Raw genomic sequence first — 24,187 nt, forward strand, 5'->3', positions numbered from 1 at the left:
CGATCGAAAACGAGACGAAGTGTGGAGTTTAGAGGAACAAGCCCGGACCCGGGCGACTTCCTTCGGGGAATCTGACGCCCACTTTGCCAATCTTGTTCCCCTCCATGACCGCAACGGTCCAGATGGTGTTGTTCCACTCCACCTGGTCGCCGACTACTGGAGCACCGCCGACTTTCTGGGCAATGAAATGGCCCAGGGACATGTCCGGATCGATGCCTTCGACCTTCAACCCGTACAGCGCCGCAACCGCAGCCAGCTGGGCGTCTCCTTCGAGAACGAAGTCGCCGAAGAAGCGCAAATCGAGGCCGCGTTGCGGTGCCTGACTGAAGAGTTTTCCGAGGGCTGGAAGGTTGTGTTCATGGCCGATAACACACAGCAAATCATCGACTTCGAGCACCGTACTACCCGACGGGTGGAGCAGTTGCTGGCCCCGAAACAGTGCGGCGATACGCGTGCCTTCGGGCATTTTCAGTTCGCGAAGGGGCGAGCCGATGCACCATTTTTCGGCACCGAGGCGATAAACGAACAGCTCCCACTCGCTGGTGACATGCACCTCCAGCGCTGAGCGTGAGATCGGTACCGGCTCCGGCGGAACGGTCACTTTCAAAAGCTTCGCCACCCACGGCAGGCTCGTGCCCTGCACCAGCAGCGACACCAGCACGATAAAGAAGGCGAGGTTGAAGTAGAGCTGGGCATTCGGCAGGCCGGCCATCAGCGGGAACACCGCCAGAATGATCGGGACCGCGCCGCGTAATCCGACCCAGGAGATAAACGCCTTTTCGCGGCCATGGAACGCTTTGAACGGCAACAGGCCAACCAGCACCGACAGCGGCCGTGCAAACAGAATCATCCACAGCGCCAGTCCCAGAGCGGGCAGGGCGATGGGCAGCAGGTCATGAGGCGTCACCAGCAGCCCCAGCACCAGGAACATGCCGATCTGCGCCAGCCAGGCCATGCCGTCGAGCATGTGCAGAATACCGTGGCGGCTGCGCACCGGACGATTGCCGATCACCAGGCCGCAGAGGTAGACCGCGAGGAAACCGCTGCCGTGCAGGGCGTTGGTCAGGGCGAAGACCGCCAGGCCGCCGGCAATCACCAGAATCGGGTAGAGACCGTTGGCCAGGTTGATGCGATTGACCAATTGCAGCATGACCCAGCCACCGCCGAGGCCGATGACGGCACCGATGCCGAACTCACGCACGAAGTGGGCAAGCAGACTCCAGTGCAGGCCGGTCTGGCCGCTGGCGAGCATGTCGATCAGGGTGACGGTGAGAAACACCGCCATCGGGTCGTTGCTGCCGGATTCGATTTCGAGGCTGGCGGTGACCCGCTCGTTCAGGCCTTTGCCGCCCAGCAGCGAAAACACCGCCGCGGCGTCGGTGGAGCCGACGATGGCGCCGATCAGCAAACCCTGGATGATGTTCAGGTTGAACAGCCAGGCGGCGACCAGGCCGGTCAGCGCGGTCGTGATCAACACCCCGACCGTGGCCAGCGACAGCGCGGGCCAAAGCGCTACGCGGAAACTCGAGACCCGGGTGCGCAAGCCGCCATCGAGCAGGATCACCGCGAGTGCGAGGTTGCCGACCAGATAAGCCGTTGGGTAGTTATCGAAAATAATGCCGCCGCCATCGACGCCAGCGGCCATGCCCACCGCCAGGATAATCACCAGTATCGGGATGCCGAGGCGGGAGGAAAGTGAGCTCACCAGAATGCTCGCACCTACCAGCAACGCGCCGATCAAGAACAGGCTGTTGATGGTCGTCGCATTCAAAGGCAGTACTCCAGAAAGCTGAAAGGCGGGCACAAACTGACCATGCAGTCTGCGTGCCAGCGATTCTAACCTGTTGAAATGTGATGCTGTCAAAAAGCTTTTGCAGCACGGGGATGATCGTTCCCACGCTCTGCGTGGGAATGCAGCCCGGGACGCTCCGCGTCCCTAGAGCGGACGCAGAGCGTCCGTTGAAGCATTCCCACGCAGAGCGTGGGAACGATCATGGGTGAGGTTATAGGCTGAACCGCCCAACCATGTTGTTCAGGTCCAGCGCCAGTCGCGACAGCTCATTACTCGCCGCACTCGTCTGATTCGCCCCGGTCGCCGATTGCACCGACAAATCACGAATGTTCACCAGGTTACGGTCCACTTCACGGGCGACCTGCGCTTGTTCTTCCGCCGCGCTGGCGATCACCAGGTTGCGCTCGTTGATCTCGACAATGGCGCTGTTGATCGTGTCCAGCGAAAGACCTGCACCGCGCGCGATGTTCAAGGTCGATTCGGCGCGTTCGGTGCTGTTACGCATCGAATCCACCGCGTGCTCGGTACCGCTCTGGATGCTGCCGATCATGCGTTCGATCTCGCTGGTCGATTGCTGAGTGCGATGCGCCAGTGCACGAACCTCATCCGCTACCACCGCGAAACCACGCCCGGCTTCACCGGCACGTGCGGCTTCGATCGCTGCGTTCAATGCCAGCAGGTTGGTCTGGTCAGCCAGGCCGCGAATCACGTCCAGCACCTTGCCGATGTCACGGGATTCATTGGCCAGATCGCCAATCAAGGTCGCCGTGCTCTGCACGTCGGCGCTCATGCGTTCAATGGCGCTGACGGTTTCCTGCACCAGGTCACGACCGTCACCGGCCGAGGTGGTGGCGTTCTTCGAGGCTTCGGACGTGCTCACGGCATTGCGTGCGACTTCTTCCACGGCGCTGGTCATTTCATTGACCGCGGTGGCAGCCTGTTCGATTTCGTTGTTCTGCTGGGTCAGGCCACGGGCGCTTTCGTCGGTGACACTGTTCAACTCTTCCGCCGCGGACGCCAGTTGCGTGGCCGAGCCGGAAATCCGCTGCAAGGTATCGCGCAGCTTGTCCTGCATCTTCGACATGGCCAGCAGCAAGCGGCCGGCTTCATCTTCGCCATCAACGGTGATAGGGCGAGTCAGGTTGCCCTCGGCGATTTCTTCGGCAGCGCTCAGGGCGTTGGCGATCGGCTTGGTGATGCTGTTGGTCAGCAGCCAGGCGAACAGCACGGTCAGCCCGGAGGCGATCACCAGCAAGGTGACAACCAGGTTGAACGCCGAGGAGTACTGATCAGCTGCCTGCTGGTTAAGGTCGACCGCTTGTTGGTTGTTGATCAGCATCAGGCGGTTGAGCACGGCGTTGACGGCTTCAGAGTTGGTCAACAGATCGGTGTTGAGCAAGGTGCGCAGTTCTTCCACCTGGTTGTTGCGCGACAGGCTCTTCATCCGGTCTTCAAGCTGACGATACTGGCCAAGCAACTGCACGTACTGGTCGTAAGCCGCACGCTCTTCAGGGCTGGTGATGAATTTTTCATACTCAGTCTGAGCGGCACGGATCTGTTGATTGCGCTGGTCGAACAGCTCGATGGTCTTTTGCTGAACGTCTGGTTCGCGGTTGGTCAACAGGCGATAGGACAGGACCCGCAGACGCAGCGTCAGTTGGGTGAACTCATCCAGCGCCTTGATGCTCGGCACGCTGCTCTCGACGATGTTCTCACCGGCGCCGCGAATCTTGCTCATCTGGTTCAAGGCAAACACACCCAGAACCAGCATCAAACCGCCAATCAGGGCGAAACCGAGGAACGCCCGCGGTGCGATATTCATATTACGAAGGGACATGCTGTTTACCAAAGTGAGCGCACCCGTGCGGCGCTGAAGCTGACGTATGAATGACTTATCGGTCATACGACTAAAGTCTTGAGGGGCTGCGCGTTTTTGTCGCAGACAGGCCCCGGCGACGAAGTGAAGGAACCAGATTCGCCGATCACAGTCTTTAAAGCTCACGAGGACGGTCTCCCGCCAGGAAAATCAAGGGCTTGCGCCTGAATAACCCTGGCATCCGTGGTGACTTTTCTTTATCGTACGCGCCCTTTGAAAATGCTTGGAAAATCAAAATGTTGGAAGCATCCCTTAGTCAATTGGAACAGCTGGTCAACGACCTGGTGCAACAGAACCAGACGCTGCTCGGCACCAACCAAACCCTGAGTGCAGAACTGGCCCAGGCCAAGGATGAAAACGAAAGCCTGCAACTGAGCCTGATGGAACAGGAAGAGAAACAAGGCGCCACCGCGGCCCGCATCCAGGCCCTGGTTGAGCGCGTCAGCGCCGGCCCGGTCAGCGCATGAATCACGGCGCCGCAGGGGTAAAAGTCGTCTCGATCCTGGGGGAGGACTATTCGATCAAGGCGCCGGCCGGGGAAGAGCAAACCCTGCTGGACGCCGCGATGATGTTGAAAGCTGCCTTGGCCGACACCAAAAGGAAGTACCCGACGCTGATCGGTGATCGCTTGCTGGTACTGGCCGCGATGAATCTGTGCTCCCAGCAGATTGAAATGCAAAAGCAGCACAAGCAGGAACTCGACCGTTACCAAGAGCAAGTCAGCGCCACGGTTGAAGTGATCTCCAAGACGATCAATCAGGCCTGATCGGCTTTGCGCACAACCAAAGAATAGATTGTCGGTTCAGTTGTATACAATCGGCACGGCTGTTGCAGTGTTTCAGCCTCTTATTCTTTGGGGGTGCTCCATGCAGTTCTGGCGACGCAGTATTCAATGGCAGTTGATCCTCAGCATGGGCACCGCCCTGCTGGTCAGCATCCTGATCGTGGTTGGCATTTATACCCTCGTGGTCAACCGTCTCGCCCAGCGCTATCTGGTCGAACAGGCACTGCCGTCGAGCATCGAAGCGATGCGCAACGACATCGAACGAATCCTCGTGCAACCCCTCACCGCCGCCAAGGACATCGCCAGCAACAGCATGGTGCGCGACTGGCTGGCCGGGGGTGAAAACAGTGCCCAGACAGACGCGTTCGTGCAGTATCTGGAAGGCATCCGCGCCGAACACAAAGCCTTCACCGCGCTAATTGTCGGCACGGCTTCAAACCATTACTTCACTGAAAAAGGCCTGGACCGGACCCTCAGCCGCTCCAACCCCAAAGACGCCTGGTTCTACGCATTCCTCGACAGCAACCAGCCGCGCACCCTCAATATCGACAATGACACCGCGACCGGAGAATTGGCGCTGTTCATCGACCTCAAGGTCGAGCAGGCCGGTAAAGTCGTGGGCGTTGCCGGGCTCGGGTTGAGCATGAAAGAGCTGTCGGAGCTGATCCACAACTTCAACTTCGGTGAGCGCGGCAAGGTCTATCTCGTGCGTTCCGACGGTTTGATCCAGGTTCACCCCGAGGCGCAATTCAGCGGTAAACGCACACTTGCCGAGCAAATCGGCGCAACCGCCGCACAAGCGGTCATGGGTCAACTCTCTACCTCCAGAGCGTCTGCCACCAACAGCAGCTTCGTGCGCGATGACGAAGATTATCTGGCATTGAGCCTGCCTCTGCGGGATCTGGGCTGGACCCTGGTGGCCGAAGTGCCGCAGTCGCAGATCTATGCCGAAGCCCGTCGCGCCATGTGGATGAGCAGCGGCATTGGCCTGGCAGTGGCGCTGGTGTGCCTGTTGCTGGTGATATTGCTGGCCCGTGGGTTGGTGCGGCCGATCCGTCAGGTAACAGCCGCGCTGGTAGCCATCGGTAGCGGTGGGGGAGATTTGACCCACCGGTTAGATTCCAGCCGCGCCGACGAGCTGGGTGACCTGGCGCGCGGCTTCAACCGATTCCTGGACAGCCAGCGCGAGATGATTGGCGAAGTGCTGAGCACCAGCGAGCGACTGCGCACCGCTGTCGGCCAGGTGGCGCGGGTTGTGGATAACACCGCGGAACGTTCTGGTCGACAGCAGGAAATGACCGATATGGTGGCCACCGCTGTTCATGAGATGGGCCTGACCGTTCAGGAAATCGCCCAGAACGCAGGTAATGCCGCGGTCGCGTCGCAGAATGCTCGCGATGAAGCCATGCAGGCGCGGGAGGTGGTGGGTGGGTCGATTCGGCATATAGAAAGCATGTCCGATGAAATCGGCATCGCGGCGGGTGCCGTGGGCGAACTGGCCAATCAGGTCGCGTCCATCGATCAGGTACTGGCGGTGATTCGAGGGATCTCAGAGCAGACCAATTTATTGGCACTGAACGCCGCCATCGAAGCCGCACGGGCCGGGGACATGGGGCGTGGGTTTGCGGTGGTGGCGGATGAAGTGCGGACGTTGGCGCGGCGGACTCAGGCGTCCACCGACGAGATTCAGCAGATGATCGGCAGCCTCAAACAGGGCGCGGAGAATGCCGTTTCATCCATGCATTCCGGTCAGGCAGCGACGGGCACCGGAGTCGAGTCGAGCCAGCGCACTGGCGCGTCATTGACGGCGATTACCGGGCAGGTCGAGCGCATCAGCGACATGAACCATCAGGTGGCGACGGCGACGGAAGAGCAGTCGGCGGTGACGGAAGAGATCAACCGCAATGTGCAGGGGATTTCGGATCTGGCTCGGGCGACGGCGGGGGAAGTGAGAGCTTGCCGAGAGGATTGTCAGACGTTGCAGCGGTTGGCGGATGATTTGGCGCGGCAGATGGGCAGTTTCAAACTGAGTTAGTAAATGATCGTTCCCACGCTCCGCGTGGGAATGCCTCAATGGACGCTCTGCGTCCGCTTCTGGGACGCGGAGCGTCCCGGGCTGCATTCCCACGCGGAGCGTGGGAACGATCGGTGTCAGCGGGTCAGAACCACTCATCCTGCATCCCAAGACAAACATCATCCCGAGCCTCAAGGATCGCCAGCTCATGGTGGCAACCCGGAACTTCCCACGTCAGGAAATACCGCGCCGCCTGCAGCTTGCCCTTATAGAAGCTCACATCCGCCGCATTCCCCTTGGCCAACCCTTCCTCCGCGCGAATCGCCTGTTCCAGCCAGCGCCAGCCAATCACCGTGTGCCCGAATACCTTCAAGTAGAGCGCCGAGTTCGCCAGGCTGCTGTTGACCTTGCCTTGGCCCAGATCCGTCAGCAAACCGATGGTCACCGTTTGCAGGCGCGCGACCAGTTTCTCCAGCGGTTCACGCAATGCGGTCAACGACTCGTGCGCCTGTGCCCGTTCGGCAGTATTGGCAATCAAGCGGATCAATTGCTTGAGCCCCGCACCACCGTTCTGCGCCAGTTTGCGTCCCAGCAAGTCCAGCGACTGAATGCCGTGGGTGCCTTCATGGATCGGGTTCAGACGGTTGTCGCGGTAATACTGCTCCACCGGATACTCGCGGGTATAACCGTGGCCGCCGAGGATCTGGATCGCCAGTTCGTTGGCCTTCAGGCAAAACTCCGACGGCCAGGATTTGACGATTGGCGTCAGCAAATCCAATAGCTCATGAGCCTGTTTGCGCTGGTCTTCAGTTTCAAGCGTAGTGGTGTCATCGAACAGCCGCGCTGCGTACAACCCAAGGTCGAACGAGCCTTCGACATAGGCTTTCTGCGTCAGCAGCATGCGTTTGACGTCGGCGTGCTGAATGATCGCCACCGGCGCGGTGTTCGGGTCTTTGCTGTCCGGTACACGACCCTGCGGACGTTCGCGGGCGTACTCCAGGGAATACAGGTAACCGGCGTAACCGAGCATTACCGCGCCCATGCCGACACCGATCCGCGCCTCGTTCATCATCTGGAACATGTAGCTCAAACCGTGGTGCGGCTTGCCCACCAGATAGCCAACGCATTCACCGTTGTCACCGAAATTCAGCGCGGTGGACGTGGTGCCGCGCCAGCCCATCTTGTGGAACAGGCCCGCCAGCAGGACATCGTTGCGCTTGCCGAGGCTGCCGTCATCGTTGACCAGAAACTTGGGCACGATAAATAGCGAGATGCCTTTTACCCCGGCCGGTGCGTCCGGCAACTTGGCCAGCACCATGTGCACGATGTTTTCCGACAACGGGTGATCGCCGCCGGAGATGAAAATCTTGTTGCCCTTGAGGCGCCAGGTGCCGTCAGACGCAGGCTCGGCACGTGTACGAATATCCGACAGCGACGAACCGGCGTGAGGTTCTGTCAGCGCCATGGTGCCGAAGAAGCGCCCGTCGATCATCGGTTGCAGGAAGCGCTGTTTCTGCTCATCAGTGCCGAAGCTTTCAATCAGGTTCGCCGCGCCCATGGTCAGGAACGGGTACGAGGTCGATGCCGCGTTGGCCGACTGAAAATGCGCGAAGCAAGCCTGAGACAGCAGCGTAGGCAGTTGCATGCCGCCGGCGTCGAAACTGCGCGCCGCGTTGAGGAAACCGGCTTCGAGGAACGCATCCACCGCAGGTTTCACTTCCGGAATCAGAATCGCCTGACCGTCTTCATAGCGCGGCTCGTTCTCGTCGCCTTTGCGGTTGTGCGGGGCGAAGAACTTCTCGGCGATGCTACGGGCAGTGCCGATGGCGGCATCGAAGGTTTCGCGGTTGTGCTCGGCGAAACGCTCACGCTGGGTCAGGCCTTCGGCATCGAGGACTTCGTACAGCTCGAAAGCCAGATTGCGGGAACTGAGCAACGTCTCGGACATGGCGGCCTACCTTTTTTTGGAATGGACCGAGTCTAGGCGTGGGAATAAAGGCTGAACAGGATGATTGATGAGCGTGATGGTGGAGCCGCGCAACAACTTAGCAGACGCCACAAACAACTGTGGGAGCGGGCTTGCCCGCGATGGCGTCAGACCAATCAACATCTAAGGTGACTGGTAGATCGCTATCGCGGGCAAGCCCGCTCCCACAGGGGATATTGCAGACCGGGCACCTATTGCGGGCGCCCGGTCTTATTTGCGTTTAGCCGATCGTCATCAAGCTGGCATTACCACCCGCCGCAGCGGTGTTGACGCTCAACGCCCGCTCGATCACCAGACGCTCCAGCGCAATGCTGGTTTCGCCTTGCGACAGACCATGAACCCCAACAATCGCCCCGGCACGCTTGGCAACTTGCTGGCATACCGCACGCAGCTGGTCGGAATGGCCATGATGCAGAACCGCATCAAACACCACTTCGTCCTTGTTCCAGTCGGCAACCAGTTTGATCTTCGCCTGAATGTCCTTCGGCAGACGTGCGAACAGTGCCTTGGTCAATTCAGCTTCCGGCCAAACCGCCGAACCGCCGACGGCCAACACTGCCGCCAGTTGAGTCAGCAGATCGCCTTCGACTTCCGCCAGGCACAGCACGTGTTCACGCGGCAGGATGGCGTAGCTGTTGCGCTCGCCGGTCGGGCCGGCGAGGACACGGGTGATGCCGCTTTGCGACTGCGCCGCGAACTGCACACACAGGGTGCTCAGGTCAGCAAACTTGTTGCTGTCGGCCCAGGCTTTCAGCGCGGTCAGCGGTTTGCTCATGGCATCACGCAGACGAACGTCCGGCGCTGCGATGGCATCGCCGCGAGCGAAGGATTGTTCGATCGCATCGGTAGGACGTGTCGACAGCAGACGGTACAGGTACAGCGGACCACCAGCCTTCGGACCTGTGCCCGACAGGCCTTCGCCGCCGAACGGCTGCACGCCAACCACTGCACCCACGATGTTGCGGTTCACGTAGACGTTACCGGCGTTGACGTTGTCGATCACCTTGGCGATGGTTTCGTCGATCCGGGTGTGCACACCCAGCGTCAGGCCGTAGCCGGAAGCGTTGATCTGACCGATCAGTTGATCGATGTCTTTGCGCTTGTAGCGAACCACGTGCAGCACCGGGCCGAAGATCTCCCGTTGCAGCTCGTCGAAGCTTTCCAGTTCGATCAGGGTCGGCATCACGAAGGTGCCGCGTTTGACTTCTTCGCTGTTGGCGATTGCCACCTGATACACATTGCGACCTTTGTCGCGCATGGCCTGGATGTGCTTCTCGATGCCCGCCTTGGCTTCGGCGTCGATTACCGGGCCGATGTCCACGGACAGACGCTCAGGGTTGCCGAGACGGCATTCAGCCATGGCGCCCTTGAGCATTTCGATGACACGGTCAGCGGAATCTTCCTGCAAGCACAAGACGCGCAGAGCCGAGCAACGTTGACCGGCGCTGTCGAAAGCCGACGACACCACGTCGATCACAACCTGTTCAGTCAGTGCCGAGGAGTCGACGATCATCGCGTTCTGGCCGCCGGTTTCGGCGATCAGCGGAATCGGACGACCCTGTGCATCCAGGCGACCGGCGACGTTGCGTTGCAGCAGACGAGCAACTTCGGTGGAGCCGGTGAACATCACACCTTTGACCCGATCGTCGCCGACCAGGCGGGCGCCGACGGTTTCGCCACGGCCCGGCAGCAGTTGCAGCACGCCTTCCGGAATCCCGGCTTCGAGCAGCAAACGCACGGCTTGAGCGGCGACCAGCGGGGTTTGTTCCGCAGGCTTGGCCAGTACCGGGTTACCGGCAGCCAATGCTGCAGCGACCTGACCACTGAAGATGGCCAGCGGGAAGTTCCACGGGCTGATGCAGACCACTGGACCCAATGGGCGGTGGGCATCGTTGGTGAAATCGTTGCGCGCCTGCACTGCGTAATAACGCAGGAAGTCCACGGCTTCACGCACTTCGGCAATGGCGTTGGCGAAGGTCTTGCCGGCTTCACGAGCCAGCAGGCCCATCAGCGGCTGGATTTCGCCTTCCATCAAATCGGCGGCACGTTCCAGAATCGCGGCGCGTTCGGCGGGCGGAGTGGCCTGCCAGATCGGTGCAGCGTTCAGAGCGCACTGGATCGCGTTGTCGACGTCTTCGACAGTGGCTTCCTGCACGTGGCCAACCACGTCACGCAGATCGGACGGGTTGAGGACCGGCGCAGGGGTTTCAGTGCTGGACGCGCAGCCGAGCATCGGCGCGGCTTTCCAGTGGTTGTGAGCAGTGGCCAGCAGGGCGCAGGACAAGGAAGCCAGACGATGTTCGTTGGCCATGTCGATGCCGCTGGAGTTGGCGCGCTCGGCACCATAAAGATCACGCGGCAGCGGGATACGCGGGTGCGGCAGGCCGAAGCCGCCTTCCAGCGTCGCCATCTGCTCGATGCTGGCCACTGGATCGGCCACCAGCTCCTGGATCGAGATGGATTGGTCGGCGATACGGTTGACGAACGAGGTGTTCGCACCGTTTTCCAGCAGACGACGTACCAGGTACGCCAGCAGTGTTTCGTGAGTACCGACCGGTGCGTACACGCGGCACGGACGGTTCAACTTACCTTCGGAAACTTTGCCTACAACCTGTTCGTACAGCGGTTCACCCATGCCGTGCAGGCACTGGAACTCGTACTGACCGGGGTAATAGTTCTGACCGGCGATGTGGTAAATGGCCGACAGGGTGTGGGCGTTGTGCGTGGCGAACTGCGGATAGATGACTTCCGGCACCGAGAGCAGTTTGCGGGCGCAGGCGATGTAGGAAACGTCGGTGTACACCTTGCGGGTGTAGACCGGATAGCCTTCCAGGCCTTCGACCTGGGCGCGCTTGATCTCGCTGTCCCAGTACGCGCCTTTCACCAGGCGAATCATCAGGCGATGACGGCTGCGGCGAGCCAGGTCGATCACGTAATCGATCACATACGGGCAACGCTTTTGATAAGCCTGAATTACGAAGCCGATGCCGTTCCATCCGGTCAGTTGCGGCTCGAAGCACAGGCGCTCCAGCAGATCCAGCGACAGCTCGAGGCGGTCGGCTTCTTCGGCGTCGATGTTCAGGCCGATGTCGTATTGCTTGGCCAGCAAGGTCAGCGACAGCAGGCGCGGGTACAGCTCGTCCATCACGCGCTCGTACTGTGCGCGGCTGTAACGCGGGTGCAAGGCGGACAGCTTGATCGAAATGCCCGGGCCTTCATAAATCCCGCGACCGTGGGACGCTTTGCCGATCGAGTGGATAGCTTGTTCGTACGAGGCCAGGTACTTCTGCGCGTCGTGCTCGGTCAGTGCCGCTTCACCGAGCATGTCGTAGGAGTAGCGGAAGCCCTTGGCTTCGAACTTGCTGGCGTTGGCCAGGGCTTCGGCGATGGTTTCGCCGGTAACGAACTGCTCGCCCATCAGGCGCATGGCCATGTCGACGCCCTTGCGGATCATCGGCTCGCCGCTCTTGCCGATGATGCGGCTCAGGGACGACGTCAAACCTGCTTCATTATGGGTGGCGACCAGTTTGCCGGTCAGCAACAAGCCCCAGGTCGCGGCGTTGACGAACAGCGACGGGCTGTTGCCCAAGTGCGGGTGCCAGTTACCGGTGCTGATCTTGTCGCGGATCAGCGCGTCACGGGTGCCCTTGTCCGGGATGCGAAGCAGCGCTTCGGCGAGGCACATCAGCGCTACGCCTTCCTGGGACGACAGGGAAAATTCCTGCAACAGCCCCTGAACAATTCCGGCACGGCCGCCGGCGCTCTTCTGATTGCGCAGTTTCTCGGCAATCGAGGAGGCGAGCTTGTTGGTGGCTTCGGCCATCGCAGCAGGCAGACGCGCCTGTTCGATCAGCATCGGCACCACTTCCGGCTCAGGGCGACGGTAGGCGGCGGTGATCGAGGCGCGCAGTACCGATTGCGGCAGGATGCTTTCGGCGAATTCGAGGAAGCACTGGTGGGCGTGATCCAGAGGCGCATCGACGATGTCGTCGGAATCCTTGGTCAAACCGCTCAGCTCGGTCAGGGTTGCACCACCCTCGAGTTTTTCCAGGTAATTGAAAATTGCCTGCTTGATCAGCCAGTGCGGCGTGCGATCAATCGAGGTCGCGGCGGCCTTGAGGCGCTCGCGGGTCGGGTCGTCAAGTTTGACCCCAAGGGTGGTGGTAGCCATATTTTTATCCTCATGTTTGCCACGACCGCGTGGCATCAGCTGGCCGCAAGATTAGCTGGGCAACCTTTGAGGTGCAACCGGGTGCAACCCCTTTTTTGTCGGAATAATAAGCAGCTCGTCAGGAAATAAATTCCGGTACGAACGTACCGCTCCTGCTTGGTGCTTTTAATTCTAGAAAACCGTAAGGACTGCCCTAAAAGGGAGCAAAAACAGGGCTTTTTCAGGTAAATCCGACTAGGTGCAACTTATTCTCACGAAACTGGTTGCACCTTATTTGCTTTGTTGAATAGCATTCGCGCCCAAGGTGCAACCGGTCATAAAAGACAGGTGTGCCGGCTGATGGCTTTCCTGGGGAAACATCAGTCATAAATGCGCGGGACCTGAAATCGTCTGTCAAACGTCGTCGTTTGCGCGCGGTTCACCAGCCGCCGCTACATAAAAACAAAGCCAGGGCGTAACTTAATGAGCGTAAGCAATCCAACACTGATCACGTTCGTGATCTACATCGCAGCAATGGTGCTGATCGGCTTCATGGCCTATCGCTCCACCAATAACCTTTCTGACTACATTCTGGGCGGTCGCAGCCTGGGCAGCGTCGTGACTGCATTGTCCGCCGGCGCTTCCGACATGAGTGGCTGGTTGTTGATGGGCCTGCCGGGCGCCATCTACATGTCCGGTCTGTCCGAAAGCTGGATCGCCATCGGCCTGATCGTCGGTGCTTACCTGAACTGGCTGTTCGTCGCCGGCCGTCTGCGTGTGCAGACCGAGCACAACGGCGATGCCCTGACCCTGCCGGATTACTTCTCCAGCCGTTTCGAAGACAAAAGCGGCCTGCTGCGGATCATCTCTGCCGTGGTGATCCTGGTGTTCTTCACCATCTACTGCGCCTCCGGCATCGTGGCCGGTGCCCGTCTGTTCGAAAGCACCTTCGGCATGTCCTACGAGACTGCGCTGTGGGCCGGTGCTGCGGCGACGATTGCCTACACCTTCGTCGGCGGTTTCCTGGCAGTGAGCTGGACTGACACCGTACAAGCCACGCTGATGATCTTCGCCCTGTTGCTGACACCGATCATCGTGCTGCTGGCCACTGGCGGCGTCGACACCACGTTCCTGGCCATCGAAGCGCAAGATGCCAGCAACTTCGACATGCTGAAAAACACCACCTTCATCGGCATCATCTCGTTGATGGGCTGGGGCCTGGGCTACTTCGGCCAGCCGCACATCCTCGCGCGTTTCATGGCGGCGGATTCGGTCAAGTCGATTGCTAACGCTCGCCGTATCTCCATGACCTGGATGATCCTGTGCCTGGGCGGCACCGTCGCGGTAGGTTTCTTCGGCATCGCCTACTTCTCGGCGCACCCTGAAGTGGCCGGTCCTGTGACCGAAAACCACGAACGCGTGTTCATCGAACTGGCCAAAATCCTGTTCAACCCATGGATCGCCGGTGTACTGCTGTCGGCCATTCTGGCGGCAGTAATGAGCACCCTGAGCTGCCAGTTGCTGGTGTGCTCGAGCGCCCTGACCGAAGACTTCTACAAAACCTTCCTGCGTAAAACCGCTTCCCAGGTTGAACTGGTCTGGGTCGGCCGCGCCATGGTGCTGCTGGTTGCCCTGATCGCCATCGCGTTGGCTGCCAACCCGGAAAACCGCGTACTGGGTCTGGTCAGCTACGCCTGGGCCGGTTTCGGTGCTGCGTTCGGTCCGGTTGTCCTGATCTCCGTGATCTGGAAAGACATGACCCGCAACGGCGCACTGGCCGGCATCCTGGTCGGCGCGATCACCGTGATCGTGTGGAAACACTTCGAGCTGCTGGGCCTGTACGAAATCATCCCTGGTTTCATCTTCGCCAGCTTGGCGATCTACTTCGTCAGCAAACTGGGCGCGCCGACTCACGGCATGCTTCAGCGTTTCGCTGCTGCCGAGGCTGATTTCCGCCTGAACAAGTGATCGGGATGAGCTAAGGCTCTGACCTTTCGCCGAACATGAAAACGGCCCGCTTCCATTTGGAGGCGGGCCGTTTTTTTGGCCTACACAAATCTCGAATCACGGTGCGTACCCTGTGGGAGCGAGCTTGCTCGCGATAGCGGTAGATCATTCAGCATCAATGTCGATTGACCCGACGCCATCGCGAGCAAGCTCGCTCCCACAGGGTTTGGTGGTGGTTTTGAAGGAGATGTCTGTAGCCAAACACACTTATTGTTGAAGGATAAATCTCTAAAAAAGTAGGGCAAATCTGATTTTCCTGTCCCTCCCTCAACACCCCTTGTCGCTCATGCAGAATCGCCCGCCTTCATTCTGCAGAGACACATCGGATGTTCGCTCCTGCCAATCAACCGCGTTTCACGTTGACGATCGACGGCGTCCAGAATGAGCTCAAGGTGCTTGAGTTCACGGGCACGGAAGCCATCAGCCAACCCTACCGCTTTGACCTGGAACTGGTCAGCGAACGGCCGGACATTGAGCTCGAAAGTCTGCTGCATCGTCAGGCCTTTCTGAGTTTCGATGCGCAAGGTTGCGGCATACACGGTCAGATCTTTCGCGTCGGTCAAAGCGACTCCGGGAAACGTCTGACGGGCTACCAAATCAGTCTCGTACCGCGGCTGGCCTACCTCGGTCAGCGCATCAACCAGCGGATCTTCCAGCACAAAAGTGTGCCGGCGATCATCGCGCAGGTCCTCAAGGACCATGGCATCCAGCGCGATGCATTCGAATTTCAACTCGGCAGCGACTACTCACCGCGCGAGTACTGCGTGCAGTACGCCGAAAGCGACCTAGCGTTTATCCAGCGGCTGTGTGCCGAAATCGGCATTCATTACCACTTCCAGCACAGCCCTGACGGGCATCTGCTGGTGTTCGGCGATGACCAAACGGTGTTCCCGCGTCTGCACGAGCCGACGCTGTACCTGCCGGGCAGTGGCATGGCGGCGGATGCGCCGGCCATCAAGCGATTCAACGTGCGGCTGGAGACCCGGACCACGGCGGTCACCCGACGCGATTACGACTTCCAGAAACCGCGCCTTTCCCTTGAAAGCCGTGCCGACAGCGAACAGCGCCCGGTGCTGGAGGATTATCACTTCCCCGGCCAGTTCACTGATCGCGAGCATGGCAAACAGCTGACGCAACGAGCGCTGGAGCGGCACACCGCGGACTTCCGTCAGGCGGAAGGTCGCGGCGACGATTCTGCGTTGGTCTGCGGACATTTCCTGCACCTCGCCGAGCATCCGCGTCAGGCGTGGAACGACCTGTGGCTGATCACCGCAATCGAACACCGTGGCCGACAGCCGCAAGTGCTGGAAGAGTCCGCCACCAGCGACGACCCGGATGATTTCCAGGGCTACCGCAATACCTTTCTGGCGACGCCGTGGGACGTTTCGTTTCGTCCACCCCTGGGGCCGGAAAAGCCACGGATGCTCGGCTACCAACCGGCTGTGGTTACCGGGCCGGTCGACAGCGAAATCCATTGCGACGAGTACGGTCGGGTCAAGGTTCAGCTTGCCTGGGACCGCGACGGTCAGCTCAACGAACATTCCAGTTGCTGGTTGCGGGTCGCCACGGGCTGGGCCCACGACCATTACGGCAGCGTGCTGATCCCGCGAGTCGGCATGGAAGTGCTGGTGGGTTTCATCGACGCCGATGCCGACAAGCCGCTGGTGATGGGTTGCCTGCCAAACGCGGCAACGCCGGTGCCGCTGGATCTGCCTGCCGACAAGACCCGCAGCATTTTCCGCAGCCAAAGTAGTCCAGGTGGCGGCGGTTACAACGAATTGCGCATCGAGGATCGCAAAGGCGCCGAGGAAATCTACCTGCGCGCCCAGCGAAACTGGACTCAGCATGTGTTGAATGATCAACAGGTGCAGGTCGATAACGCCCGCAGCATCGTCGTCACCGGCACCGCTCGCCATGAATTGAAGGCCGACGAGCAGCGCATTACCCACGGTCAACGCCAGGCCGAAGTGAAGCTCGACGATCACTTGGTGGTGATGGGTGATCGGCACATCCGCGTGAACAGTCAGGCGCTCAACGCCAGTCAGCAATTCCATGTCAGCGCCGGTCAGCAAGTGGTGATCGACGGCGGTGCCAGTGCGACGATTCAGGCGGGCGGGCAGTGGATCAACATCGGTCCCGGCGGGATTTTCAGCAGCGTGCCGATTCAGGTCGGCGGCGCGCTGATGCCGGCGATGACCGCTGTGCCTGTGTCGCCTAATACACCATTGAAGCTCGTCGCCGCACCAGCAGCGCTGCTGAGCGCCGCACAGATCATGAGTCTGCAAAGCGACGCGCCGTTCTGCGAAGAATGCGAGCGCTGCAAGGACGGTGTCTGTGCAGCCTGATCGCTTGTCACCCCACGTCTGGCTGGAACGCCAGCTGCTCAAACCTGGCGAGCAGTTGTTTGCGATTTTCGGCAATGCCAGTGCTGCGCAGCCGTTCAACGCCTGGCAACACGCGACCACAGCACAAGCGCCGAGTCCGATCTGGGCCGACACGGCCTACGCCGAGTGGGAACCGGTGATGCCCTATGTCGGAATCGTCGCCGCTGGCAGTGAGTTTCTGGAGTGGGTCGCGACGACCGAGTCCCGTGACTGGGGTTGGCTGGCGGTTTCTTCTGCTTCTCAAGAAGCGCTGGTCGAGCATCTGCGCAGCCTCACTCAAGTGCTATTGCCCAACGGTAAAGCGGTGTTTTTTCGCTTCTGGGATGGGCGTTATTTGCTGCCGATTCTTCAGTCCGCCGACGTTAACGCCACGCAATTAATGCCGGTGATTGATCGCTGTTTGATCAATGGGCAGCCGCTCGATATCGGCGGCAGTGCGTTAAAAACCTCCAGGGTTTTTCCGTGGTGGGAAGTTACCGAATCGCTGCTTGAAGACCTCGCCGCCGAATCCACGACAACTCGAATCAACAACTTGATGAAGTGGTTGAGCGAGGACCGTCCTGATCTTTTTGAGGCGCTTTCAGAGCACGTATTGCGCCACAAGGTCGCGATCTTTTTGCAGACGCCGGATCTGCCTCAAGCACCGAAACAAGACTTGGTGGATTACCTGATGGCGGAGCTGAACTGATGGATCAGATTTTGCGCATCGAGCAGGAGCTCGACGGTTTTAAAGACACGCTGAGTTTGTATCGCCAGCAACTTGCCGGCTTCTTGAGTCGCAATGCAGACAAGGTAAGTCGGGCTGCGGACATGCCTTCGCTGTTGGACATGGAGCGGCTGGTAAAACTTGGCAATACCACGACGGCGGTGAGTAGTGGTGACGATGATTTTCTCTCGAGTGTTGCGCAGTGTCCGGCAAATGGAATTCTGGAGATAGAGAGCAAGTTTGAATCGGTCTATGACATTCCACTGGGGAATATTTCGGTTGATGTGATTGCCGTTGATGGCGGTGAAAGCAAGCCTGTCAGGCTCGATAAAAATGGTAAAGGACAGTTCGAAGGCACGCCGGGCAAGTTCTATCGCGTCCATGTTCAGAGCGAAGTGACCCCGGCACAAATCAAGGATCTCTTTGCCTCTTACGATGGCCTGACCTCAGAGCTGGAAGGTTGGCTGCGCACGGAGTGGGAGGGGTTCAAGCCGCAATGGTCGCAGTCGGCGTTTGCTGCCGCTGGTAACGGAATACTCGCGGGAAGTTGGGCTGCTGTCATTGGCGTGTGGGACAGCATCAGCCTGCTGTCGGACATTCTTCAGGATCCTGGCAAGTTCGTTGGTCGCTTGGGTAGCGGTGCTGCCCAACTGTCCGAGCTGGCAGAGAAATTCCCGGCAACGATGGAAAAGGTCCAACTGCTGGTCAGTGATGAAGCAGCCCTTTGCCTGTTGCTGCGTACGGCCAGCCTTTGGTTGGAAATGCTGCCCCCCAGCGAAATTGCCGGCAAAACGGCCGAAGCGGTTTCAACCGTCGTAGTGCAACTACTCATCGATATTCTGATCGGGGTAGTTCTGACTTTTGCGGGTGCAGGTGCAGGCATTGCCTATTTGGGTATGCGCCTTGCCAACTATGGCGCCCGAATCGTCGACGCTGTTGTGGGTTTCGTCAAAGCCATCTTCAACATCATCAACAGCTTCATTACTTACGTTGATCGCTACAAAAAAGTAGCCGCACGCGGTGTAGCTGCGGGTCTGAAAAAAGGTCGCATGCAATTGCGTTGGGATGCCAAACGCAACACCACGCTCAAGCAAAATGAACACCACGACGACGCCTCAAAGCAGGCCACAAACCCCAACGGCGACAGCGCCGACTCCGTCGATAAAACCGCCACCAACAAATGTCCGGTATCGATGGTCACCGGCGAAGAACTGCTGACCCTCACCGACGGTTCGCTGGACGGCATCCTGCCGTTCGATTTCACCCGGCTCTATCGCACCAGCGCCGCCGAGATCGATGCCGGCCTCGGATTCGGCTGGAGCCATTCGTTATCTCATCGGCTGGAAATCGACGACGACACCGTCATCTGGATCGACCACGAAAACCGTCGCACCGCTTTCCCGTTACCGAGCAGCGAGCGTCCGGCGATCCACAACAGCCTCTCGCGCGCCGCGATTTACCTCGGCAATGAACCCGAAGAACTGATCCTCGCCCAGGCCGGCGACGAGGCACGGTTCTACCACTTTCATAACGGTTTTCTTACAGCGATCAGCGACGCTTACGATAACCGACTGCGCATCGCCCGCGACCGCCAGGACCGTATCCAGCGCCTCGACAACGGTGCCGGCCGCGCCTTGCTCTTGCGTTATGAGCGCAGCCATCTGGTTGCCGTCGACTATCAGGTTTTTGTCCCGGCCCCGTCCCTCGAAGAAGCCTGGAAGACCGAGCAAACACTGGTCTGTTACCGCTACGACGAACGCGCCCGACTCATCGAAGCCACCAACGCCGCTGGCGAAAGCGAGCGCTACGACTACGACGATCAGCACGTCATTCTCCAGCGACAACTGGCCGGTGGGGCGAGTTTCTTCTGGGAGTGGGAAAGGTCCGGCAACGCTGCCCGATGCATTCGCCACTGGGCGTCGTTTTCGCAGATGGACGCGCGGTATGCCTGGGATGACGAGGGCAGCGTCACCGTCCACAACATCGATGGCAGCGAAGAGGTTTACGTCCACGACGAGCGGGCGCGGCTGGTGCGCAAGGTCGAGCTGGATGGCGGTGAACACCTCAAGGCCTACGACGACCAGGGTCGATTGATTGCCGAGCAGGACCCGCTCGGTGCCGTCACCGAATACCGCTATGACGAAGTCGGACGGCTGGTAGCGCTGATTCTGCCGCAAGACGAACCGACGTCCTACGAGTACCGCAACGGTTTCCTGCACGCGCGTTATCGCGGCAAAGCTGTCTGGAAATATCAGCGCAATGCCCAGGGTGACATCACCGAAGCGACCGACCCCGACGGCCACATCACCCACTATCACTACGACGAAAAAGGTCAGTTGCTGTCGATCCGTTACCCGGACAGCAGTCGGCACAAGTTCGTCTGGAATGGCTTGGGGCAACTGGTCGAAGAGACACTGCCGGACGGTGGTGTAAGGCGGTTTTCCTACGATGCGCTGGGGCGGCAGATTACCCGTCAGGACGAACACGGCGCGGTCACCAAGTCGCAATGGGATGCCGTTGGCCGACTGATCCAGACGACGCTGCCGGCCGGAGCCGTTCGCGGTTACAGCTACAACGCCTACGGCAAGATCACCGCCGAACGCGACGAACTGGGCCGCGTTACGCGCTACGAATACCTCGACGATTTGCATCTGGTCAGCCGTCGCCTTAACGCCGACGGCACCCAGCTGAAGTATCGCTACGACAACGCGCAGCTGTTGCTCACGGAAATTGAAAACGAATCCGGCGAAAAGTATCAGCTGGACTACACGCCCGGTGGATTGATCCGACAAGAAACCGGCTTCGACGGCCAACGCACTGCGTACGCCTACGACCTCAACGGCCATCTGCTGGAAAAAACCGAGTTCGGCGATGACGGTTCGCAGCTCGTCACGCAGTACGAGCGCGATACCGCCGGCCGCCTGCTGATCAAAACGCTACCCGACGGCATCAAGGTCGAATACCGCTACGACAGCCTCGGTCGGCTGATCGGTGTCGACGATGGCCACGACCATCCGCTGGAATTCGAGTACGACCAACAAGACCGGCTGATCACCGAGCATCAAGGTTGGGGCACGTTGCGTTATGGCTACGACGCCTGCGGCCAGCTCAACCGCCTGCGCCTGCCGGACGGCAGCAAGCTCGATTACCACCACGCCAAGGGCGGCGCGCTGACCGCCATCGACCTCAACGGCGCGCGGCTCACCACCCACCAATTTGCCTTCGGCCGCGAACAACAACGCCAGCAAGGCCAACTCACCAGCCAATACCACTACGACGAACAAGGCCGACTACAAGCCCACGCGATCAACCAGCAAACCCGACCGCTGTACATGCGCCATTACGGCTACGCGGTCAACGGCAACCTCGCGACCATCGCCGACAGCCGCCACGGCCAACGCAGCTATTACTACGACCCGCTCAACCGCCTGACCCGAGTCCGCCACACCCGCGACGACCCACCGGAAACCTTCGCCCACGACCCCGCCGGCAACCTGCTGATGCAGGATCGACCCGGTTTGGCGACCGTTAAAGGTAATCGCCTGCTGATGCAGGGCGACCGGCACTACGACTACGACTACGACGCCTTCGGCAATTTGGTTCGTGAACGCCGCGGCACCGCGCAAAAACTTATCACCGAATACCGCTACGACTGCCAGCACCGCTTGGTTATCGTCACGATGCCAAACGGACGTTGCGCGAGTTATCGATACGACGCCTTCGGCCGCCGCATCGCCAAAACCGTCGACGGCAAAACCACCGAGTTCTTCTGGCAAGGCGACAACCTCATCGCCGAAAGCAGCCGCGAGCACTACCGCAGCTACGTCTACGAACCCGGCACCTTCCGCCCCCTGGCGATGCTCGACGGCAAAGGCCCGCGCAAGTCCTGCCCGTTCTACTACCAACTCGACCACCTCGGCACACCGCAGGAATTGACCGATTTTGGTGGCGAGATCGTCTGGTCGGCGAAGTACAACGCCTATGGCAAAGTCACTGGGTTGGCCTTCGGCGGGGGTGAGCAGCTTGAGCAGCCGTTGCGGTTTCAGGGGCAGTACTTTGATGCCGAAAGCGGCCTGCACTACAACCGGCATCGGTACTATGATCCGGAGGTTGGACGGTATCTGACGCCGGACCCCGTGAAGTTGGCGGGTGGGCTGAACCAGTATCAGTACACGCCGAATCCGACGGGGTGGGTTGATCCGTTGGGGTTGAGCGGGAGTTGTCCGCAGTCGGGTAAGGCTGGGTGTGAGGCGCCGGATGACGCGACTGGCGTTAAGGTTGATGAGGGTGAGCCGGCACTGCCGAAGTTGACGGGGGATCAGCGAAGAGCGCGTATCGATGAGCTAGCGGAAGCGAATGCATATCGACGTTTAGATGAGATGGAAAGGGCCACTCCAGGTGCTCATTTTCTAGAAAAACATGGCAAGCAAACTAGTTTGGCGTCGCAACGTGAGCGAGTAATGACCGGACGAAACCCTACAACGGGAGTTATTGAAAGATACACAAGCGGGAGAAAGACTGGTCAGCCAAAGATCCCTAGTGCTGCGACACGTTTTATTAGTTATAGAGATCAGTTGAACGCTATTCACCGTGCTCAGCTAATATTCAGGCGTAATGGTCATGCTGCATCTAAAGAGCCAATGGGCATGGGTAAGCAAATAGGCGAGGGGTACAAACGAGATGGTTTGGTCTATGGCAAACAAACAGACGCAGTCGCCATACTAGATAGAACCGGTGCTCCTATAACAACTTATGCGGATTTTTGAATATGAAACGCCATCCTAAGCTTTCTATCTTGCGCGGCCTGCTTTTTCTATTCGACATTGATAATGTTGATGACGTTGAAAGAGAAGAGATAATAGTTTCTAAAAACGTTAATGATGAGGCGGAGCTCGCTGAGTTGTTCGATATGCTGATGAGGCCAGAATTCACTGCCTATAGTGACAGTGATCGCGAGTGGTATATCGATACATTGTATTATTATTTGGGATTGGAGGAGAGCTTTGATTCTGTTTTTGATAAATTGACAACTTATTTTGATGATGAGGTTGAAGATCGACGGAAATTTATGCAGGTCCTTCTGGAATGCCTGTTGCGATATCAGGCTGAAATGAAATAAAAAACTATGCGGTTCTAAAATAAATAAATCCGTCCCGTTTTTTTTGATGCCAATTGACAATGCTGGATAATGTTTAAGTGTTGTTTAAAGTTCACGGAACTACTACGAAATTTCCGGGCAAGCTCATCGGAAGTTTCCTTCAAGTTGTGGCGGCTTCCATGAACTGGTGGGCGATGGGTTGCAGGGATAGTCTTTGGCTGTCACCGCGTAAGTGGTGGCAGGGTGTAGGAGCCCTCTCTCATGATGCAACAGCTCTGTCGTTTGATTGCGGCACTTAACTCGTGTCCATATGACCGTTTGCGGCGGCTGTGCGCGGGACACGCTTCGGCGTGGCCGAGGTTCATGAGTGATCGGTACTCCTACTCCTGCGCATGGCTGCCACCCAAACCTGTAGGAGGGGGCGTTTGGCAGCTCATTTTCATACTCATGGAATTTACAAATGACGACGCTAACGCCAGATCCACCCTACGAAAAACCAATCCCCCACCCCAACAGCCGCTTCATGGCCCTCACCAGCAACTGCAACGACATGCCCACGCTGTTCGTCGATACCCACGCGCCGCTCGATGTTTTATATGACGCTGCCAGCTATCGAATTCGCGCTGTCACGCAGGTGCTTGAGAACATGTCGATGCGCGGTTCTGTTGAGTGTGAATCTTTCATTCTTAGTGATTTCGCATTGCTGTGTGCTATTCCGTTGCGGGATGGGTGTGATGTGCTAGACGTGGTGGGGCGACGGCTGAGGGCGCGGCCTTCGGAGTAGCGTCTAGTTGATTCTGTGGCGACGGAGGCTCCCTCGCCGCAGACGTTACTCGGAGATAAACCGGTCTTGAGTCTTGATGAAACGGTCGAATGCCACTGAGTTGTAAACTTCCAAACACCCATAAAACACCATTTGTTGGCTCGATTGCTTGCTGGTCGAGGATGTCTGTTTGTAGGCCGTTAATACGTAGTCAGTTGTTGCTTTGTAGGGGTCGTGCAGTACCTGAAGCGTGTCTTCATTTTGAAGAATGGTGTGCATTCCTTTGCCCATGAATGAGAATGCGCCCGCGGTCAGACTGATGTCTTTCTCTAATGCTGACTTTTCTTTGAATGGCTTCAAGATGCAGTGACTTAGGCCATAGTTCTTTAGCGATTGACGTGCTTCTTCGGTGTGTTGTTCGTTAGAAACGACGAACCCTGAATACAGCAGGCATAGAAAAGAAATGGTTGGAATACGCATCGGTTTTTCGACTTCCTGTCGGACGTTGAGATCAGTGTAGCGTCAGGGAGTTGGTAAGTATCTTTTGTGGTTGACCGAGAACTCTGGGGCGTCAGGAATCGCCGGATGGCAGGTTTTGGGGCTGCTGCGCAGCCCAACGGGGGCAA

14 protein-coding genes and 1 pseudogene are annotated in these 24,187 nt (G+C 58.9%); 10 read left to right on the forward strand and 5 right to left on the reverse strand.

Annotated elements, in window-relative coordinates; translation table 11 throughout:
- Positions 1 to 28 precede the first annotated feature (28 nt).
- A complete protein-coding gene (locus ACYZT8_RS01910; RefSeq protein WP_461956824.1) occupies positions 29 to 1,771 on the reverse strand; it encodes a potassium/proton antiporter in 1,743 nt (580 codons plus the stop codon).
- Between the two features lie 232 nt (positions 1,772 to 2,003).
- Positions 2,004 to 3,629: a methyl-accepting chemotaxis protein gene (locus ACYZT8_RS01915; RefSeq protein ID WP_461978788.1), complete on the reverse strand. Its 1,626-nt coding sequence runs from the start codon at positions 3,627 to 3,629 to the stop codon at positions 2,004 to 2,006.
- Positions 3,630 to 3,904: 275 nt separating this feature from the next.
- Between ACYZT8_RS01915 and ACYZT8_RS01920 the strand changes: the two genes are divergently transcribed.
- From ACYZT8_RS01920 to ACYZT8_RS01935, 4 genes and pseudogenes are all read left to right on the forward strand, one after another.
- A complete protein-coding gene (locus tag ACYZT8_RS01920) occupies positions 3,905 to 4,135 on the forward strand; it encodes a hypothetical protein (protein ID WP_131061409.1) in 231 nt (76 codons plus the stop codon).
- Positions 4,132 to 4,434, forward strand: a complete 303-nt coding sequence (locus ACYZT8_RS01925) for a cell division protein ZapA (protein ID WP_010464343.1) — start codon at positions 4,132 to 4,134, stop codon at positions 4,432 to 4,434. Before ACYZT8_RS01920 ends, ACYZT8_RS01925 begins: the two co-directional genes overlap by 4 nt.
- A 262-nt stretch (positions 4,435 to 4,696) precedes the next feature.
- Positions 4,697 to 5,575 (forward strand): annotated as a pseudogene (locus ACYZT8_RS01930) (cache domain-containing protein); the annotation flags it as partial.
- Positions 5,576 to 5,779: 204 nt separating this feature from the next.
- On the forward strand, positions 5,780 to 6,487 hold the full coding sequence (locus ACYZT8_RS01935; protein ID WP_461982346.1) for a methyl-accepting chemotaxis protein: 708 nt from the start codon (positions 5,780 to 5,782) through the stop codon (positions 6,485 to 6,487).
- A 124-nt stretch (positions 6,488 to 6,611) separates the two neighbouring features.
- Here ACYZT8_RS01935 and ACYZT8_RS01940 read toward each other — a convergent pair whose 3' ends face one another.
- Together ACYZT8_RS01940 and putA are read right to left on the reverse strand one after the other, a co-directional pair.
- A complete protein-coding gene (locus ACYZT8_RS01940) occupies positions 6,612 to 8,414 on the reverse strand; it encodes an acyl-CoA dehydrogenase (protein ID WP_461978791.1) in 1,803 nt (600 codons plus the stop codon).
- A 259-nt stretch (positions 8,415 to 8,673) separates the two neighbouring features.
- Positions 8,674 to 12,624 (reverse strand): trifunctional transcriptional regulator/proline dehydrogenase/L-glutamate gamma-semialdehyde dehydrogenase, encoded by a 3,951-nt coding sequence (putA, locus tag ACYZT8_RS01945; protein ID WP_461978793.1) that lies wholly within the window; start codon positions 12,622 to 12,624, stop codon positions 8,674 to 8,676.
- 462 nt (positions 12,625 to 13,086) lie between these two features.
- Here putA and putP point away from each other — a divergent pair, with 462 nt between their 5' ends.
- The 6 genes from putP (at position 13,087) to ACYZT8_RS01975 (ending at position 23,582) form a co-directional block, all read left to right on the forward strand.
- Positions 13,087 to 14,571: a sodium/proline symporter PutP gene (putP, locus tag ACYZT8_RS01950; protein ID WP_461978795.1), complete on the forward strand. Its 1,485-nt coding sequence runs from the start codon at positions 13,087 to 13,089 to the stop codon at positions 14,569 to 14,571.
- Positions 14,572 to 14,936: 365 nt separating this feature from the next.
- On the forward strand, positions 14,937 to 16,955 hold the full coding sequence (locus ACYZT8_RS01955; protein WP_461978797.1) for a type VI secretion system Vgr family protein: 2,019 nt from the start codon (positions 14,937 to 14,939) through the stop codon (positions 16,953 to 16,955).
- On the forward strand, positions 16,945 to 17,682 hold the full coding sequence (locus ACYZT8_RS01960) for a DUF4123 domain-containing protein (RefSeq protein ID WP_461978799.1): 738 nt from the start codon (positions 16,945 to 16,947) through the stop codon (positions 17,680 to 17,682). Before ACYZT8_RS01955 ends, ACYZT8_RS01960 begins: the two co-directional genes overlap by 11 nt.
- Positions 17,682 to 22,466, forward strand: coding sequence for an RHS repeat-associated core domain-containing protein (locus ACYZT8_RS01965; RefSeq protein ID WP_461978801.1), 4,785 nt, complete (start codon positions 17,682 to 17,684; stop codon positions 22,464 to 22,466). Before ACYZT8_RS01960 ends, ACYZT8_RS01965 begins: the two co-directional genes overlap by 1 nt.
- Before the next feature lie 2 nt (positions 22,467 to 22,468).
- The gene (locus tag ACYZT8_RS01970; protein WP_461978803.1) at positions 22,469 to 22,819 is read left to right on the forward strand and encodes a hypothetical protein; all 351 of its coding nucleotides are present in this window, start codon (positions 22,469 to 22,471) and stop codon (positions 22,817 to 22,819) included.
- Positions 22,820 to 23,258: 439 nt separating this feature from the next.
- A complete protein-coding gene (locus ACYZT8_RS01975) occupies positions 23,259 to 23,582 on the forward strand; it encodes a hypothetical protein (protein WP_461978805.1) in 324 nt (107 codons plus the stop codon).
- Between the two features lie 45 nt (positions 23,583 to 23,627).
- Here the strand turns inward: ACYZT8_RS01975 and ACYZT8_RS01980 are convergent, their stop codons facing one another.
- Positions 23,628 to 24,041 (reverse strand): hypothetical protein, encoded by a 414-nt coding sequence (locus ACYZT8_RS01980; protein ID WP_461978807.1) that lies wholly within the window; start codon positions 24,039 to 24,041, stop codon positions 23,628 to 23,630.
- Positions 24,042 to 24,187: the final 146 nt, after the last annotated feature.

It is taken from the genome of Pseudomonas sp. LB3P93 (genome assembly GCF_054898025.1).

What these genes read in the sequence shown, in the direction of transcription:
- ACYZT8_RS01935 (WP_461982346.1), top strand. Translation starts at nt 5,780, where the DNA reads ATGGGCCTGACCGTTCAGGAAATCGCCCAGAACGCAGGTAATGCCGCG.
- ACYZT8_RS01940 (WP_461978791.1), bottom strand. Translation starts at nt 8,414, where the DNA reads ATGTCCGAGACGTTGCTCAGTTCCCGCAATCTGGCTTTCGAGCTGTAC.
- ACYZT8_RS01955 (WP_461978797.1), top strand. Translation starts at nt 14,937, where the DNA reads ATGTTCGCTCCTGCCAATCAACCGCGTTTCACGTTGACGATCGACGGC.
- ACYZT8_RS01920 (WP_131061409.1), top strand. Translation starts at nt 3,905, where the DNA reads ATGTTGGAAGCATCCCTTAGTCAATTGGAACAGCTGGTCAACGACCTG.
- ACYZT8_RS01965 (WP_461978801.1), top strand. Translation starts at nt 17,682, where the DNA reads ATGGATCAGATTTTGCGCATCGAGCAGGAGCTCGACGGTTTTAAAGAC.
- putP (WP_461978795.1), top strand. Translation starts at nt 13,087, where the DNA reads ATGAGCGTAAGCAATCCAACACTGATCACGTTCGTGATCTACATCGCA.
- putA (WP_461978793.1), bottom strand. Translation starts at nt 12,624, where the DNA reads ATGGCTACCACCACCCTTGGGGTCAAACTTGACGACCCGACCCGCGAG.
- ACYZT8_RS01925 (WP_010464343.1), top strand. Translation starts at nt 4,132, where the DNA reads ATGAATCACGGCGCCGCAGGGGTAAAAGTCGTCTCGATCCTGGGGGAG.
- ACYZT8_RS01970 (WP_461978803.1), top strand. Translation starts at nt 22,469, where the DNA reads ATGAAACGCCATCCTAAGCTTTCTATCTTGCGCGGCCTGCTTTTTCTA.
- ACYZT8_RS01980 (WP_461978807.1), bottom strand. Translation starts at nt 24,041, where the DNA reads ATGCGTATTCCAACCATTTCTTTTCTATGCCTGCTGTATTCAGGGTTC.
- ACYZT8_RS01915 (WP_461978788.1), bottom strand. Translation starts at nt 3,629, where the DNA reads ATGTCCCTTCGTAATATGAATATCGCACCGCGGGCGTTCCTCGGTTTC.
- ACYZT8_RS01975 (WP_461978805.1), top strand. Translation starts at nt 23,259, where the DNA reads ATGACGACGCTAACGCCAGATCCACCCTACGAAAAACCAATCCCCCAC.